The organism is Ignavibacteria bacterium (assembly GCA_025612375.1).
In the GTDB taxonomy this organism is placed as follows: domain Bacteria; phylum Bacteroidota; class Ignavibacteria; order Ignavibacteriales; family SURF-24; genus JAAXKN01.
In genome coordinates this window covers 16,540-34,466 of sequence record JAAXKN010000028.1, presented here as the reverse complement: position 1 = coordinate 34,466, position 17,927 = coordinate 16,540, and the positions used below count along the sequence as shown (strand labels likewise).

Below are 17,927 nucleotides of genomic sequence, written 5' to 3'. Positions count from 1 at the left end.
ATTTTCAAAGACTAATTTCAGGATGCGGCCCGAGATTTCATTTGCATAATGAAATTAAATAATCCACGCTTGTAGTAGCAAGGCAGATATTGGAGTCGGCCCCCGAATAATAGATCTTCACTTCCCCGCTATCCTCAAGGACCCAGCCGTTTGTAAAGACCACGTTCTGAACGTCGCCCACTCTTTCATAGTCATTCTCCGGCATGAGTATGGGTTCGGGGCTTTTGCCAATAATCCTCCACGGTTCCTTAAGGTCAAGCATCATTACGCTTATCTTGTAAATGTTGCTTATTCCAAAGCCGCGCACGCCGTGATATAATAAAAGCCACCCCTTCTTTGTTCTTACCGGCGGGGTTGAGCCTCCGACCTTATCGGCCTGCCAGGTTCCGGGTGTGGGGCCCATGAGGAATTTGTATCCTCCCCAGTGTTCCATGTCAGGGCTTTTGCTGAGCCATATATAGTTCCTCGATTCATTTGAAGGGCGGTCCATTTTCCAGTAATCGCCATGAATTTTTTCCGGGAAAAGTGTGCAGTCCTTGTTTGAGGGTTCCGTTATGGGTCCCAGAATGTCAAAATCCTTAAAGTCATCTGTAACCGCGAGCATGACAAGGGGCATATAGTTGGAGTAACCTGTATAAGTGATATAGTATTTATCTTTTATCTTTGTAATTCTGGGGTCTTCAATTCCCCACTCAACAAACTCATAGAACTCACCGTGTTCTTCGGGACTAAGGCAGGGGGCAGCGTCCACCTTAAAGTTTTTGCCGTCAATGCTTCTTGCAAGTACAAAAGACGACCTGCCGTTAGGCATCTCCACGCGGCAGAGCAGGAGGTACTGGTCCTTAAATTTTACCGCCCCGGCGTTAAAAATACTGTTTACGCGGAAAGGAACATTTTCCTTTGTAAGTATAGGGTTTAAGCCGCTTTTTAATATTCCCATCTTTTCCACCTCTGTTTCATTAAGCTATTTATATTTACATAGTTCTTACAAAACGGTTTAAGAGTTCATTTACATCTACGACTGCGATGCCCGAAGCCGAGTCGGCCATGGCGTAAGGTATAATAAGTTTTCCCATGTGGATCATTGAGCCGCAGGAATAGACGACGTTCGGCACATAGCCTTCGCGGGTTTTTTCCGTCGGCGAAATAAGCACTTCAGGAAGGTAGCCTGTTACCTTTGAAGGGTCGTTAAGGTCGAGTAAGACTGCCGAGATGAAGTATGATCTCAAAGCCCCCACGCTGTGAGTCATAAGGAGCCAGCCGGCTTCAGTTTCAAGGGGTGAGCCGCAGTTACCCACCTGAACGAACTCCCATTCAAAGACCGGCACCTTGAGGAGGCTTTTTTTATTCCACGTACCGACACTGTCGGAATCCATGATGTAAAGGTTTTCCCCATCCTGGCGGGAGATCATCATAAAGCGCCCTCCCACTTTCTTTGGGAAGAGTGCCATCCCCTTATCTTTGACTTCACTGCCCTGAAGGCGGCTTATTTTGAAGTCCCTGAAGTCACTTGTTTCAATGAGACCGATAGAAGTCCTGTGGCCGTTATAAGCCGTATAAGTTGCATAATAGACGGGGCTTTCATTGTCACTAATAAATCTTACAAAGCGCGCGTCTTCCATTCCGTTGGATTCAGAAGGACTATAGGGGAAAAGGACTTTTTCTGAAAGCGGCACCTCATCCCGGAATTTTATCTCATAGGAATCTTCACTTTCACTTACTGCCTCACCTGCGTCAAGAAACTTTGAATAAGGGTCCAGAGTGACTTTGCCGCCGTCTATTGTGCCCTCCCTGAATTCTATTGAAGAGATGTGTCCTTCACCCGTGGCTCTTAAGCTCATTATAAACCTGCCCGAGGCGGGATCCCGAAAGTGCGGGACAATTGAAGGGTTGAACAGCGCGGCCGATTCAATTGAATACTCCTTTGAGAAGTACGCTCCTATCAAAAGGCGTCTATGAGGCGTAACGGGCCGGGGCAAGTATTTTTCAATGATCTTAAAATTATTCTCAAACGTTTCAGAAGTGTTCCTGTGCCTTCCGGAAAAATTAGCCATGACGTTCTCAAAGAGCTCCCCGGCTTTCTTTTCATCCAGGCTCATTATTCTTTCCAGCACCCTTTTAACCCTTTCTTCACTGCCGGGATAAAATGGCTGCATCAAGACCCGGGAAGGATCGGGGGTGAGTTTTATGTCGGTAAAGTTTATCAGGTCTTTCATAAATGTTGAATGCTTAATGTTGAATTATGAATTATGAATTATGAATTTTAAGTTTTGAGTTTTAAGTTCTTATACTTTTTAATTTTTAATTTTTAATTGACTTCACTCTTTCATTCCTGAAGATGCCATGCTCTGGATGAAATATTTCTGGAAGAATGCATAGGCTACAACAATGGGGACTGCGAGCATTACAGCCGCGGCAAGCTTGACGCCAAGCTGAGATTCTGCTCTTCCTCCAACGGCAAAAAGCGTTATGAGCTGGGGCATTGTCATCAGGTCCTGGTTTCTTATTACTATTATAGGCCAGAGGACTTCATTCCAGGCTCCCATAAACGTTATTATTCCCACTGTAATAATTGCGGGGATTGAGTTAGGCCAGAGGATCTGGAAAAGGATCCTGAACTCCCCGCACCCATCGATGCGTGCCGCGTCTATCATATCCTTAGGTATGGATTTGAAGTACTGCTGGAACATTATAATGGAAAGTCCGTTTACGGCATAAGGCACAATAAGCGCGAGGTATGTGTCAACCCAGTGGAACCTGACCATAAGTATGTACTGCGGTATGAGTGTTATCTGGAACGGGAGCGTCATGGTAAAAATAATTACATAGAAGATGAGGCTCTTGCCCTTAAAGTCGAGGTGCGTTAAAGCGTAGCCGACCATTGAGCCGAAAAGGATGACGGCAAATGTAATTGAGAGCGCAACAAAAAGGGAGTTTACAAGTGATCTTGTAACGGGGATCTTATCCAGCACCTGCGTATAGCTCGTTGTAGTAAACGTGTCAGGCATAAAGACCAGGCTTCCGATCTCGCGCTCCGGGGCAAAGGAGGCTGAGAGCATCCATATAAAGGGATATATAAATATTACGGCCCCTAGTGTTAAGGCCAGGTATACAAGAGCTTTTTTCATCCTGTCTCCTTTTCAATATATCTTCTCTGCAGAACAATAACCAGGAGGATAATGGCAGCAAAAAAGAACCCGAGCGCCGCAGCGTAGCCCATATGGTAGTAATAGAATCCCTGGCGGTATATGTAAAGCACGGCCGAGAGTGTGGCATTTAAGGGGCCGCCGTCGGTCATTACATAAGGCTCGATAAAAAGAGAAAACCCTCCTATAGTTGAAAGCACGAGGACCAGGAAAACCGTAGGATTAATCATAGGAAAAGTAACGTATCGGAACTTCTGCCACGCTCCTGCCCCTTCAAGTTCCGCTGCTTCATAGAGCTGCGGCGGCACGGTCTGGAGGCCGACTAAGAAAAGCACGATATAAAGCCCCACATTTTTCCATGTTGCCATAATTGCAATTGAAGGCATTGCAACGTTAGGGTTTACAAGCCATCCCACTTTTGAAAGCCCGATGGATGAAAGGAGGCGGTTAAAAAGACCGCTTTCAAACGCGTAGAGCTGCTGCCACAAAATTGTAACCACCACGCCCGAGACGATGACGGGGAGAAAATATGCCGCACGGAAAAACCCTATAAACCTGACTTTCTGGTTTAATAAAACGGCAAAGAAGAGTGCTGTTATTATCTGCAGAGGAATATGGATTACAAGAAAAACGAGCGTGTTAAGTATGGCCCTGAAAAACTGCGCGTCCTGGAAAAGTTTGTAGAAATTCTGAAGCCCTACAAATTTCATTGGGGAGATAATATTCCACTGGTTAAACATCAGTATAAAGGAAAAGACCACGGGGAAGGACACGAAAATAAGGAAATGCAGGACGTAGGGTGCAATCATAAGGTACGGTACTATTTTCTTTTCCTTTTTCATCAGATAGAAGTATTATTGTAAAATAATGAGACTTGCAGCCTTTGCCGCATCGTTAATTGCCTCTTCGGGCGTTTTCTTTCCGTAAACAACGCAGGCTTCGTACTGCTGGGAAATGGCGTCAAAAATTTCCTTCAGGACTGGGGAAGAGTCCGTGCCACGCACATACTTTGACTGTCTTGCAAAGGTCATCATCCGGGGATTGTCCTTAAAGTAGCCGAGGAACCCGGCGTTTTCTGTCAGGTCCTTACGCCTTGGAAGCTGTGTTGTTGTCTTAAGCATTAAAAGGTCGTTTTCAGGTGTAATCATGAGTTTAATAAATTCCCAAGCCCTTGCGGGGTCTTTGCACGTATTAAAGATCACTATATTTTTGGGATCGCCGTAAGTGTAAGCGCGTCCAATTAGTGAGTCCGCGGGAACAGGGAGCCCTGAAAACCCGTACTCAAAGCCCTCGGGCTTAAAGCGCTCCGCGTGCACAATTTCCCACGGCCCCGTAAAGCGTGTTGCAATGTCGCCCCCTAAGAAGGGGTCGCGCCGGGCAGAAAGTCTTTCCCTCGGGAAGAAACCGTTGTCGTACAATGTTTTTAAGAACCTGAAGACTTCAACGGCGTATTTATTATTAAAGACCACCTTGTTATTCTTTACCAATGGGGCGCCTCCTGAGGCTGCAAGGTAAAGGGGGTAAAAGTCGAAGAATCTCTGCCACCACGTTACTAGCACTTCACTGTATCCGATCCACCTGTTTACGTAGCCCCCTTCGGGGTCGAATCTTTTAATTTTTTTTGCCGCGTCAAAAAACTGGCGGTATGTTGAAGGGGGATTATTCATACCGATGGATTCAAACATTTTTTTGTTATAGATGAGCATGATTGGGTTAATCTTCCACGGGACCTGATATATGTGTCCGTCGGTAGAAGTGATTTCCTTAACAACGGCAGTGTCGCACCTTTGGTATAAAAATTCCAGGAAGCCCGGAATTTTGTCCAAGGCAATGAGCTTGCCCGAGCGGGCGTAGAGCTCAACGTCCCCCTGCCACATATTGGAATAGATGTCGGGCGTTGTTCCGCCAACGACAGCTGCAAGCACGACCTCTTCGCTTGACTGCCCTTCAGGCACGGGCTGGAACCTGAGGGGTTTATCTGGATTAAGGCGGTTCCACTGCTCAACAACGAGTCTTGCAAAAGTAATTTCGTCTGAGTTGTTGGAGCTCCAGTAGAGCATTCCTTTTCCTGAAGTCTCCCCTCTTTTACTGCATGAGACACCAGACAGAGCCAATATTGCCATTAGCAGGATTGTAATATGTCTAAAAGGAAAAGTTATTTTAATCCTCTTATTATTTAGTTTTGATTTTTATTAATTCCAGTACTGCCATTCATAGTCTATTACAGGGTATGCCTGGCGCATGAAAGTTCCGCCGTTTTTAACGCTGTAGACGTCAATTGCACCGGGATCCTCTTTATCCGTAACAGGGAGCTTATTTAAGACGTCTTCGTTTATATTAACGGGGATTTTCTCCTTTAGTCCCAGGACCCTGTTAACAACTTTCTTTACGTACTCATATGAATAAAGGTCACGCTTAACCTCGTCTTTTACCTCGTCATATGGCTTCGGATTCCCCTTCTCATCTTTATAGCGGTGGAGGTAGCTGCTGTAGAATTCTTTTACCTTGTCTTCATCTATTTTTATTGAAGAGGCGATATCGAGCTTCATCTTTGAGTAGACGAGTTTATCCTTCCACCACTTTTTCTGCAATATGACATCACCTGACTTCCGGAAGCCATGGCTGAAGGCAAGGCGTGTCAGGACGTTGTCGCGCACCATGCGCCAGACTATGTTCTGCAGGAACATAAAGAATGCCTGGTGAGAAGATTTATTGAAGTTGATATAAGGCTCACGCGTTGTATACCACTTCATAAAATCCCGGATGGTGAGGCTTTGATCTTTTTTCTCCACAAGTATAAGTTTTTCATATGGAGTTATATCGGATGAGTCAAAGTCCGGGTAATCCTTAAGTATGTTTTTCTCCGGATTCCACTCTTTGTATTTTTCAGGCGGAAGGAACTTATTTATAAGGTAAGCCTTAATGATATTAAAGGCCTCTCTTTTAATTACGGGGTTTTCCTTCATCATCAGGCTCTGCACGTATTTGTCTGAGGCCGAGTCGGCCTTCTCTTTCAATATGGCGCGGTCAACCTCGTACTTCAGCTTTTCCATTTCACTTTCTGTAGTTATCATGCTATGCCACTCGTTCTGAAACTTAAGTATGTAGCACCCATCAGGCGTTTTAACGGGAGGGGTTACGCTTCCGGGCTTCATGGTATCAACTATTGCCGAAAGGATGGGGTTTTTCTTCTGAAGGCTGAAGGCTGTAGATGAAAGATACCTGTCTTCGTATTTAACTCCCATGCGGAACTGATCATTAAAGAGTGTGTCGAAAGGGGTTCCGCTAAGTATTTTTTCATAGTCTTTTTTTATCTCTTCAAAGGAAGGTTTATAGATCCACTTTAACTCAAGCTGAACGAGCTCTTTTTTAACGCCTTCCTCAATTTCCTTTTGGCTTACGCTGATATTATTCCAGATATCTTTTTTATACATTTCTTCGGCTGCAAGGTCACCCTCGATATCGGAGAGCATCATTCTGACGTCATCCGACTTATCCAGCCCTTTAGAGTATCCGTCCAGTGCCAGGAGCTTTTCATAGATCATAAAATCGAGGTAGCGCCTGAGGGAGTTCTTTTCCCTTTTGAGGAAAGCAGGCCCGAACTCATAGCTCGTTAAAAACTCCTGTGCGGTTATCTTAATCGTTCCAACCTTTGCCACGACGAGGGACTTGTAGTTATTATTATCCAGGTCAAACTTTTTAAAGTCATTCTCATTCTGGGCATTTATAACGGAAAAAGATAAGAAGAGAGTTATAGCGATGCTTATCTTAATAGTTTTATGGCATCCTAACGGCATAATTTCCTTTATCTTAGACAGTATGACAGATTATTTAATTTTCATAGTTGATTTACGTCCTTTAGAACCTCAGGTCGACCGAGAAGACGTGTATATTTTCCAGGCGGCCGAAATTCCTGTATGCATAGTCGAAACGGATACCGGTCTGCCCGAAGAAATTTCCCGAGCTGACGCCAATGCCAAGCGACAGGCCGCCTTCTTTCTGCTTGAGGAAAAGCGAGTTAAAGCCTCCTCTTAAGAAAACCATATCGTGATAAGAGATTTCGCTTCCCACGTTGACGCTTTCATAGTTATCGTTCGGGTGCAGTGCGTCGACGGCGACAATCCATTTGAGTTCCTCAGTCCTCACGACGTTTGTTGAAATTCCGAGCTGCATAAAAAGCGGCAGGTCCCAGGAATCCATTTCAATGTCAAAAGGAATCCTTTCATTGGATCCCTGTTTTGTAGGGTCCACGCGTCCGAATGTACGTGTATCCCTTCCTGCGAGCTGCATTGAAGTGCCGAAGTTTGAAATAGCAGCGCCTATTATGAGACCGTTCAGGAGGTCCGTCCTGAAGAGTGTGCTGAAGTCGACCGCAAAGCCTGATGCTGTTTCATGCCAGATTTTCTGCTGAATGTATTTGGCATTAAACCCTATGGAAAAGCGGTCTGTAAGGCTCATTGCATAGGAGACGCCGACAGCCATATCGCCGGCGGAGAAGAATTCGCCCGTACCCTGCGGCATATCGACCGTAGTAACCTTCATATCGGGCATATTGAGCGAGGTAAAGCTGAAGCCGAAGGTTCCGATTCCGCTCAAGGGGAGGATAAGGGCGGCATAGTCGAAGCCGGTACCAGCCAGCCAGTTAGTATGCTGGGCCATGAATTCCATCTGCTGCATTGATGCTATACCGGCAGCATTCCAGTACAGGGCTGAAGCGTCGGCGGCGACGCTTACAAATGCGCCGCCCATTCCGATTGCCGAGGCCCCGACGGGGATTTCGAGGAATGTTGCCGCAACGGTACCTGTTTTGGAAACATTTCTGTTAAATATCTGCGCCTCCAGTACAGCCGGGTATATTAAGAATAACAGTATCAATATTTTCTTCATAACTACCTCATACTCACAAATATTTTTAATTATTAAGGCCGCCTCTCTGATAACACTCCGCAATTTTTGAGTTACTTAATATCAGTTACTTAATAATTGCAAAGCGGCCTATTTTAGTGCCCACGCCGGGAGCCTCCACGTGATAGACATAGACCCCGTAGGCAATATCCATTCCGTCGCGCGAGACCAGGTTCCAGGCTTCCTGCCCGTTATCCGATGAGCCTGTATGTGTAATTGACTGCACAAGTCTTCCGCTGATTGTATAAATTCTGATAGTGCATGAAGCAGGAAGATTAACAAATGTAATTCTCCTTTCGCCGCGCCCGACGTTTGTAGTAAGGGGCTCCCAGGAGGCAGCGCCGGTATAAGGGTTAGGCACGACGTCGATCTGGCTTAAGTCGTTTTTAGCCTTTGAGGGATCGAGGTAAGGAGCCTTTGTTGTAAAGTCAACGTACTCGCCCGTCCTGAAGGGTTTTGTAGTTACAATTCTGTAGACGTCGCCTGGCTGCGGGGGTTTTGGAGGTTCTTTTAATGTAGTATCCACCTGCAGTGTTACAGACCAGGTAGCCCTGTAGTCAGTACGCCCTGTGGCTCTTTTTCCTGCCGAGTCACCCACGACAACAAAGACGGCGTCGCCGGCATCGAACATAGAGTCAGCGCCTGCAGGCTGTTCAAAGATAAACTGGACATGATTGCGGTCATCAGTAATATCCCTGATTGTGATATTGGAAGCCTCGGGCTGGCTGAAAGATTTGGCTACAAAGGAGGAGTCGCCCTTCCCTTTTTCAGTAAAAGTAATTTCGAAATCGGCGGGGTAGTCAACTCTTTTGTTGCCATATGTCGGTATATATCTGGGGTCGAAGCCGACTGTAACGACGTAGTTGCTATTGCCCTTGCTCCAGCCGGTTTTGGCAGGGTTGACTGCTACAATTGTATCGTTTCCCATATTAACTGAAAAGCCGTCTGTAACCAGGGTCTGCTCATTTGCACCTTTAATCTTTGTCAGTTTGATTAAAGTATCTTTAGATGTTGTATTGAGCAGCCTGTAGTATGGATGGCGGTTATTGTGATATCGGGAGGAGTCTACAAACTCAAGTCTATAGCTGTTATTGTTTACAAGTGCGCCGGGGTCGATTATGTCTATGCCCACAGATCCCGATGAGGGGCCGCTGGGCAGGTAGTTTGCAATCTGGGGCGGAACGTATCCGGCAGCAGGGGCGTGAGGGGTTGCAACGGCAGTATTGACGTCAGGCTTAACGTTTCCGTTTATGTCCTGTTTTATAATGCTCGTTGTCTCGGAAGGCGGTATACCGAGGAATTCCCCCTGTACGGTAGTAGTGGTAAACCCCTTGTCGTAGGCGACAACGGCATAATAGTAAGTCTGTCCGTTCTGGACCGTTGAATCGACATAGCTGTGCTGGAGTCCCGAATCGTCGCCCAGGTAGAACTGAGCCCCGTTGACGCTGATCGGGTGGAGGCCCGTAACCCCGTCAACAATATCGAACTGAGCCAGTGGGAGCCTGAATGTGGCTTTTCCGTAGGCATCAGTAATTATCTTATCTTCCAGGAAGTTTGGCTCAGTGCTCCTGTAGATCCTGTAGCCTTCAAAGTTATATCTCTGGTAGAAGGCATCGAAAGTCTGCTCGGCGCGGTTATCCCAGTAGAGTGTGACCTTTTTGTCCCCTGCTATCGCCTTGACTAAAGGTTTATCGGGCGGTTTGGCAAAGCGGTAGTTTGCGTTATAGATCTGCTGGACGGTTCTTTTTCTGCGGAAGAGGTCGTTTTTATCTATGGCAAAAATAAGGCCCATTGAAAATCTTTCAGTTTCACCCGTTTGCTGTGTCTGCGCGGTCTGGGTGCTATAGGTATTGCGTCCAAAGAGGTGAATGAAGTAGGACGAGAAATAGTTTGCCAGGTTGACTCCAATAAGCGTCTGTCCGTGCGGTGGCGGGAGAGCAGAAAGGCCTAACCAGTTATGCTCGTCGTTATTTAAGTCGTATGTATGCACCGAGGCAATTAAGAAGCCTGTAAGACCCAGCTGGTCGGATTCATCCTTGTCAAGGATTCCGAAGTTTGGTTCTCCCTGGTCGGGCCTGCCGTTGCCCTCAGTTCCGTTGGGATCAGGCCCCGTATAGCCCTCGTCGTATGGACCGATGCCGTCGGTGCCGACGTCGTCGTTAAGCGGTTCTCCCGGGTCAAATTTTCCGTTTCCATTTAAGTCGCGGAAACTCCTCCAGTTTCCGTTCTCGTCGGCATCCCAGTGAGGTTTCCAGGAGAAACCGTAGAACTGGCTGAAGAGCAAAGTATCCTGCGCGGGGTTTTTAAGGAAGGGGTCCTCCGCGGGGGTATTAATAAAGGTCTGAGCAATATTATCCCTTTTCTCGTCTGTAAGGCCATCGCGGTCGTTATCAATATTGTCATTGGGTATGCCGGGGCTTTCTAAGAATGCGTAGCCTGCAATACCCACGGGGCTCCAGTGACCGGGGCTGCCGAAAGGCACGACTGAATATGCATAAGAGATATCGAGCACGGCATCATAGTCGCCGGCGTTATTAGAGGAGTTATCGTGCCCGCCTATACCCCAGTCGACGTACTGTGCAAAGAGCACCTTATTGTAATCGTAGGTGCCCATGTTTGTAATTTCATAGTACCAGAATATAACGTCTTCGGCCAGGACCTGCGACCACTGGAAGCCTCTGGCGTGGACCTGCATAGCGAGGCCGCCGCGTGTGGGGTCATCAGAATCGGGGTGGAAGTTATTTTTCTGTATATATTCCTTGTCCTCGTTGTCGTCGAAGACGAAATAGGTTTCAAGGTCGGCATTTCTGACATTATTGCCGAAGAATCCGTTCCATTTGCCGTCCCAGTCGCCAGGGCGGTCGGGCCAGTGCAAGGGCCATGTATTAGGGTCGTCGCTTCTGGCGGGAAACGGCTGATAGGGATTAGCGTAGCCCGGAAGGGGCCACCAGCCGTATGTGACGCCCGTAGCGACGTCGTGCCTGGTATATTCATAATAGTTAGTCTCGAGGGGGTGAATTGTTCTTCCCTGAGGGTCCTTGACCTCGGCCTGTACGATTACGGCAACTCCGTCTACGTATGTATGACCGCTTCCTTTAGGCCACACTCCGCTTAAGGTCGGGTCGTTCAGCCAGTCGGCAACTTCTCCAAAGTTGTAGTATGCAGTCTGCACCAGGTTGCCGTCCATGTATCCTTTCTTGCTGTTAAAGTGGCTTCCCTTGTTTTTATCAATAACTCTTTGCGCCACCGATGGTGCGGGGTTCAAGAGAAAAACCAGGCCCAGAAGAAGGATTAAATTTTTAGTAAAATATTTAATTAAGTACACAGCTAACCTCCATAACTTTCAGAGAACTAATAGTTAAGAGAAGCGCCCAGAATAATCTGGCGCGGGGCGGAATAAAAGTCCGGTCTTGTATAATATTCCTGGAGCGTATTTACGCCGCGGGGCTGAGCCTGGTTGCGCGTAAGGTCCAGAGTATAGCCCGCCCTGCCGGTATCGGTAAAGACATTCATTTCGTTTGCAGTATCGAACAGGTTATAGACTTTAAGGAACAGGGAAATTCCCCTGTTGAATACGTTGAAATACTTTGTAAGGTAGAGGTCCACATTAAAGATTGACGGGCGCGTATCGCTGTTCTCGAGGCCGGTTCTCTGGTTCTGCAAAGCCGGTGTATAAGGCAGACCCGTTCCCAGGCGGCCTATAAGGCTGCCGATAAAATTATCGGGGATGCCGGCCGTTACGGTAAAGTTGAGAGAGTGCCTGCGGTCCCAGTCGAGGAATACGAGCTGTTTATTGACTTCAACGGGGGGGCTGGACTGTGCCTTATTGAAAGCCTCATTAGGATCGCTTGCGTTGCCCTTAGCCGTCTGGTAGGTATAGTCGACGCTTGCCGAGAAGCCCTGGCTGAAGCGTTTGTCGAAGGAGACTATAAAGCCGCTGACGGAGCCGTAATCGGTATTTATATATTTAGCAAATTTTTTGAATTCATTTTTGATATGGATTTCTGTACCCAGGAGGTTACGTATATCCTTATAATATGCCGTAAGTGTCAGTCCGATGTCGGCAGTAAGCCCCTGCTGAAGGCCGATCTCATAGATTGTGGTGCGCTGGGGCTGGAGGTCGGGATTACCGATCATATTGCCCACAAAATCGGGGAAGTCGCCCACGAGGGGGATTCTGTAGTTCGGGTTTCTGTAGAGGAAGTCAAAAGGCGGTATCTGGAAAAAGTGCCCGTAAGAGATGTGAATTGCTCCCCTGTCGGAAATAGGATATGAAATGCCGAGGCGGGGGCTCACCTGTGATTTTGCGCTGGCCTTCTTAAAGTACTGAGAAGGGAACGGGGGCACCAGTGTATCGAGTTCCGCAACCTGGTCGGGGTTAATGAGGTACGAGGCGTCGGGCTGGAAGTAGTCGAATCTCACCCCCAGGTTTACGATCAGGTATTCGAGTTCAATTTTACCCTGCAGGTAGTATGCCAGCTGATACGGGTGCACGAGATAAGTATTATAGTCAAAGTTACCGGGCTGAGGCAGAGCGGGTTTATAGCCTGTTGTAGCGTCTACATGTATCTGGAAATCCTTATAGCTCAGCCTGTGGAAATTAGTTTCAATACCGGTTTTGATCTGCAGGACCCTGAGGACCTGGGAAGTGACGTCCAGTTTTCCAGTACTGGTTGTTGTAGTGTGCTGGAGGTGCCAGTTTTCAGTTCCTCCCGTTAGAAAAGAGTTTGCCCCGGCATCTCTTAGCCTCTCGGGGTTAACGTAGCGCGGGTCCAGAGGGTTTTCATAAACATATTGTTTGGCAACGGTTGAGAAGACGGAGCCAATGAGGTCAATAAAAGTGCTCTGGCCGAAAACGTGGTTATAAGAAACGCTGCCCAGGTAGCTGTTCTGGAACCTCTGATAATCCCCGTTTGGGTTCAGGGCATAAGCATGGTTATACTCCCTGTATTTCCTGTCCTGCGTCATTCCTTCAAAAATGAGTCCCTTGCCGTTTCCGATGTCGAAGGAGATTTTCCCCTGGAGGCTAAGGCGCCTGCTGTAGTTCATTGAGACGTACTTCCTGTCCCCTGTTGCCCCGACGTACCAGTCCTGAGGGTTATTTGCCGTAAAGTTGGAGGAATCGGAGGGGTTAAAGATTCTCTGTCCGTAGAGGTATCCGTCGTCATTAAGATATCTTCCGGAGAAGAAGTATCTTATAAAGCTTTTAGTAAAGGGCACCGGGCCGCTGATACTTCCCTGGATGTTATAGACGTTACGCGGGTCAATTTTGTTTAGGTTATTATAGAGCCTGGTTCCGAACTGAGTGCGTCTTGTAGTAAAGTAGTCGCCTGAATAGACCTGGATTTCTCCTGATATGGAGTCGCCGGGGAGTTTTGTAACCTGGTTTACGACGCCCGAGAGTGCCTCGCCGTATTCGGCGTTAAAGGTGCCGGTTATGACCTGTACCTCGGCCACGCTGTTGACCTCGGCAAGCATGGAGTAGTCGCCCGAGAAGGCGTCGTTTACAGAGACGCCGTCCAGCATATATTTAACCTCATTGGCGCGGCCGCCTCTTACGTGTCCTTCAACGACGCCGGCCTGGAGGTTTATTACCGACTGCACGTCTTCCAGAGGGAGCATTGAGATCTGCTGGCCGGTTACGCTGGCCTCAGTTGAAGTAAGGTCCTTCTGCACGAGGGGGCGGCTTGCAGTAACGACCACGTTACTGAGTTCAATTGCCTGCTCACCCATGAGGACGTCCATCTTTGTGGTTACGTCGACGGATACCTTGACGTTTGTAATAGTAGTAGAGGCATAGCCTACAGCCGTAGCCTTCAGTGTATATGTGCCGGGCGGGATATTAAGTATAAAATAGTTTCCATCCGCGTCTGTTGCAGCCCCCATCTTTGTTCCCACGAGCACGACTGTAGCACCGATTAAAGGCTCCTTTGTCTTTGTGTCCAGGACGCGGCCCGAGATTTTGCCGGTTGTACCGGCATGCAGCTGCACCGTTAAGAGTGCAGTCAGCATAAGCGTATATATAAAGGCTTTGTAAATAACTTTAGTGAACATTAAATTCACCTGTAGTTTATTGAGTAACAAATAAAATTAGTTTCCATGAACACTGTTTTTTAAGGCCAGTGCCCCGGTGCATTTAACTGCCCCGGGGCGCCGGCTGGAATATATCCTCAAATGAATAACAAACCGGAGAAAATACCCTCACGGCTTTTTACTACAGGTTATTACTTCAGGAGTACCATTTTCTTAACCTGGTTAAACCTTCCAGCTTCCACTCTGTAGATATAAATTCCGCTGGAAACCTTTGTACCGTAATTATTTTCTCCATTCCATGTAACTTCATAGACTCCCTGGTTCTGTTCAGTGCTAATGAGAGTTTTCACCTCGCGTCCCAGCATGTCATAGATCTTAAGTGTTACAACCGAGCGTTCAGGAATTGAGTAGCGGATTGTAGTTGTCGGGTTAAAAGGATTAGGATAGTTCTGCTCGAGACTGTAGTTGTCGGCTATAATACTCTTCTTTTGGACCGCAGTAACTGTACTTGTCTGAACAGTAAGGTCGTCAAAGTAAACCGTTCCTTCAAATAATGAATAGACGTGCAGTCTGACTGAAATTGCCTTTGCAGGAGGATTATTATCCGGCACAGGCACGTCAACAACATACTGCCTCCAGTCGAAAGAAGTATCCTTTGCAGGGAACGTGAAGGTTAAATCCGGAGCGCCCGATATGTCAGAAAATCCTGCATTATTGGTGTATGCTGTATGGAACATTGGTGTAATGCCGACAGCCCACTGGCCCGGGAATGCGTTAGCTGAATCGGGGAAAAGGTCCTTGGCTTTAACCCAGACACCTATTGTCACCTTGTCTCCCGCCTTAATGTTCTGAGGCAGCGGGTATCTGATAGTACTTACAAATGCGTCATGATTAGGAGTATTCTTTGGAATAGAGAACCTCAAGGAGTGGGTACCGGAGTGAGCGGTATCTGAGACGATCTTTGTATTTTCAAAGCCGTTTGAGAGTCTTGCATCATTGCCTCCGATGGGCGGCAGCCAGTAGTACCAGCCTGTCGGCACTCCGACAGAGGTGTTCCAGTCCTGTCCTGCCCAGGCTCCTGCTCTTCCTGTAAAGAGGAAGTCATCTGCCCAGACCGTTCCTGTTGCATTCTTGCCTGCTACGAACATTATGATCATCTTCCAGGCATCTTTCGGCAGTGTTGTCTCACCCACGGCATTCGTGTCTGCAACCCAGCTTCCGGATGAGGCTTTGCTCTGGTCTATAGGAAGCTTTGTCTCTCCGATAAATGCTCCCGTGCTGTCATAGAACAGGTAAGAGACCCACCACTTTGCATCGTCATTGGCAGGATTGACGTTCACGTTCTCTGTCCTGATGTATGCTCCTAAGAGTATATCCACGTTCTTCAGCAGCTTTGGTGACCACAGGTCTGCCATGTTCTGGCTGATCCAGTATACTGAATCGGTTGTTGCCGCACTCTTTGTGATCTTCAGCGAGCGTCCCATTGATCTTGACTGGTCAGTTGCCCAGTCCAGTGTTGCTCCTGTTGACTTGCCTTTCATCCAGTAGCTCGGTAGTGTACCTTCGAAGCCTCCGATAGCATTTATGCCTGCTATAGTTGTATCGAGCTTTTCCACAGTGAGGTCGTCGTAGTATACTGTTCCTTCAAATAATGAATAGACGTGCAGTCTGACCGAGAGGGCAGTTGCAGGAGGATTATTCTCCGGGACCTTATATATACCTGTAAATTCTGTCCAGTCGAAAGAAGTATCTTTAGCAGGGAAAGTAAATGCTATGTCAGGCGCACCCGATATGTCAGAAAATCCTGCATTATTGGTGTATCCTGTATGGAACATTGGTGTAATGCCGACAGCCCACTGTCCCGGGAATGCGTTAGCTGAATCGGGGAAGAGGTCCTTGGCTTTTATCCATACGCTGATCTTAAGCATATCGCCTGCTTTTACATCTGTTCCCAGAGGGATTCTGGTTGTGCTTACGAAAGCGTCATGATTAGGAGTATTCTTTGGAATAGAGAACCTCAAGGAGTGGGTACCGGAGTGAGCGGTATCTGAGACGATCTTTGTATTTTCAAAGCCGTTTGAGAGTCTTGCATCATTGCCTCCGATGGGCGGCAGCCAGTAGTACCAGCCTGTCGGCACTCCGACAGAGGTGTTCCAGTCCTGTCCTGCCCAGGCTCCTGCTCTTCCTGTAAAGAGGAAGTCATCTGCCCAGACCGTTCCTGTTGCATTCTTGCCTGCTACGAACATTATGATCATCTTCCAGGCATCTTTCGGCAGTGTTGTCTCACCCACGGCATTCGTGTCTGCAACCCAGCTTCCGGATGAGGCTTTGCTCTGGTCTATAGGAAGCTTTGTCTCTCCGATAAATGCTCCCGTGCTGTCATAGAACAGGTAAGAGACCCACCACTTTGCATCGTCATTGGCAGGATTGACGTTCACGTTCTCTGTCCTGATGTATGCTCCTAAGAGTATATCCACGTTCTTCAGCAGCTTTGGTGACCACAGGTCTGCCATGTTCTGGCTGATCCAGTATACTGAATCGGTTGTTGCCGCACTCTTTGTGATCTTCAGCGAGCGTCCCATTGATCTTGACTGGTCAGTTGCCCAGTCCAGTGTTGCTCCTGTTGACTTGCCTTTCATCCAGTAGCTCGGTAGTGAGTCTTCAAAGCTGCCAATAGCCTTAAATTTGCTTAGCTGAGCATGGACATCCAGAAAAGCACTTAAAAAGATTATGAGAACAGAAAAGCCAATTACATAACGTCTACGTTTGATCATATGAACCTCCTTTAATATAAATGAACGTATCTTATCATTAGTCATTTAACTTTCAGGCATTACCATATATTTAATAATGGCACTGTCTCTTGGATCGTTGAAAAGAGCGCTTATTTCATCATTCTTCAAATTTACCGCATGAGGATTAAGGAGATCTGTTCTAATTTTACCTGTAACGAGAAGGTCAACTGCCCTTTGGAAAGTATCAGGATTGAGTATAGAGCTTTTAATTGTAAGTTCCTTGTGGAAGAAAGCCTGGAGGTAGAGGTTTATAAAAGCCTTCGGGTCCGCGAGGCCGAAAATTACAAGCGTACCCCCTTTTTTAACCTGTTTAAGGGCAAATTCAGCTGCATTCCGGCTGCCGACGCATTCAATTACAATGTCAGTTCCGCCGGGGATGCGTTCCCGCATGAGTTCAAGTGAATTTTCGTCCGACGGGTTAAAGGCCTCATCGGCTCCAAGTTTAAGAGAGATGTCTCTTTTTTCTTCCGAGATGTCGAAGACGAATGTTCCTCTGGCGCCCTGAAGTTGTGAGAGCTGCTGCATGAGGAGGCCAATTGTACCGGCGCCAACAATAGAAACCGTGTCGCCTGTTTTAATTTGTGCCTGGTCGATTCCGTGCACGCAGCAGGAGAGGGGTTCCGAGAGTGCTGCAATCCTGTAGGGAAAGTTTTCAGGGAGTATGTGTGCCTGTGTTCTGGGGACGAGAGAGTATTCCGAAAAGCCTCCGTTTACCGTAACGCCGAGCGCTTTAAGGTTAAGGCACAAGTTAATTTTGCCTTTGCGGCAGAATTCGCAGTAGCCGCAGTGTATGTTAGGGTTTATGGCAACCCTCTGGCCGATTTTCATGTCACGTATATTTTCCCCCTTATCGACTATTTCGCCTGTATATTCATGGCCCAGAATGACCGGGGCTTTAGCCGGAGCATTGCCTTCGAAGATGTGGAAATCCGTACCGCAGACGCCGCAGGCGCCTACCCTGATTAAAAGTTCATCAGGCCCCGGGCGGGGCGTCTGGCAGTCTGTTACGCTGATTTTGTGAGGACTTGTAAATACTGCTGCCTGCATA

At 47.5% G+C, this 17,927-nt stretch carries 11 protein-coding genes; all 11 read right to left on the bottom strand.

The features are described 5' to 3' along the window. Positions 1-37: 37 nt before the first annotated feature. A complete protein-coding gene (locus HF312_15225) occupies positions 38-940 on the bottom strand; it encodes a glycosidase (GenBank protein MCU7521569.1) in 903 nt (300 codons plus the stop codon). Positions 941-974: 34 nt separating this feature from the next. Then, complete coding sequence (locus tag HF312_15220) at positions 975-2,216, bottom strand: glycosidase (GenBank protein MCU7521568.1); 1,242 nt, start codon at positions 2,214-2,216, stop codon at positions 975-977. A gap of 102 nt (positions 2,217-2,318) precedes the next feature. After that, positions 2,319-3,128, bottom strand: coding sequence for a carbohydrate ABC transporter permease (locus tag HF312_15215; GenBank protein MCU7521567.1), 810 nt, complete (start codon positions 3,126-3,128; stop codon positions 2,319-2,321). Then, the gene (locus HF312_15210) at positions 3,125-3,988 is read right to left on the bottom strand and encodes a sugar ABC transporter permease (GenBank protein ID MCU7521566.1); all 864 of its coding nucleotides are present in this window, start codon (positions 3,986-3,988) and stop codon (positions 3,125-3,127) included. The genes HF312_15215 and HF312_15210 overlap by 4 nt, the downstream gene beginning before the upstream one ends. Before the next feature lie 12 nt (positions 3,989-4,000). Further along, positions 4,001-5,269: an extracellular solute-binding protein gene (locus HF312_15205; protein ID MCU7521565.1), complete on the bottom strand. Its 1,269-nt coding sequence runs from the start codon at positions 5,267-5,269 to the stop codon at positions 4,001-4,003. Positions 5,270-5,338: 69 nt separating this feature from the next. Then, on the bottom strand, positions 5,339-6,943 hold the full coding sequence (locus HF312_15200; GenBank protein MCU7521564.1) for a hypothetical protein: 1,605 nt from the start codon (positions 6,941-6,943) through the stop codon (positions 5,339-5,341). A gap of 61 nt (positions 6,944-7,004) precedes the next feature. Then, complete coding sequence (locus HF312_15195; protein ID MCU7521563.1) at positions 7,005-8,033, bottom strand: PorV/PorQ family protein; 1,029 nt, start codon at positions 8,031-8,033, stop codon at positions 7,005-7,007. An 85-nt stretch (positions 8,034-8,118) separates the two neighbouring features. Beyond that, positions 8,119-11,376: a hypothetical protein gene (locus HF312_15190; protein ID MCU7521562.1), complete on the bottom strand. Its 3,258-nt coding sequence runs from the start codon at positions 11,374-11,376 to the stop codon at positions 8,119-8,121. Positions 11,377-11,402: 26 nt separating this feature from the next. Then, positions 11,403-14,105 carry a TonB-dependent receptor gene (locus tag HF312_15185; GenBank protein ID MCU7521561.1) on the bottom strand — a complete coding sequence of 901 codons (2,703 nt, stop codon included), beginning with the start codon at positions 14,103-14,105 and terminating at the stop codon, positions 11,403-11,405. A 170-nt stretch (positions 14,106-14,275) separates the two neighbouring features. Further along, entirely contained in the window at positions 14,276-16,858 is a 2,583-nt protein-coding gene (locus tag HF312_15180) for a T9SS type A sorting domain-containing protein (GenBank protein MCU7521560.1), read from the bottom strand. Between the two features lie 45 nt (positions 16,859-16,903). Beyond that, a complete protein-coding gene (locus HF312_15175) occupies positions 16,904-17,926 on the bottom strand; it encodes a zinc-dependent alcohol dehydrogenase family protein (GenBank protein MCU7521559.1) in 1,023 nt (340 codons plus the stop codon). Position 17,927 lies beyond the last annotated feature (1 nt).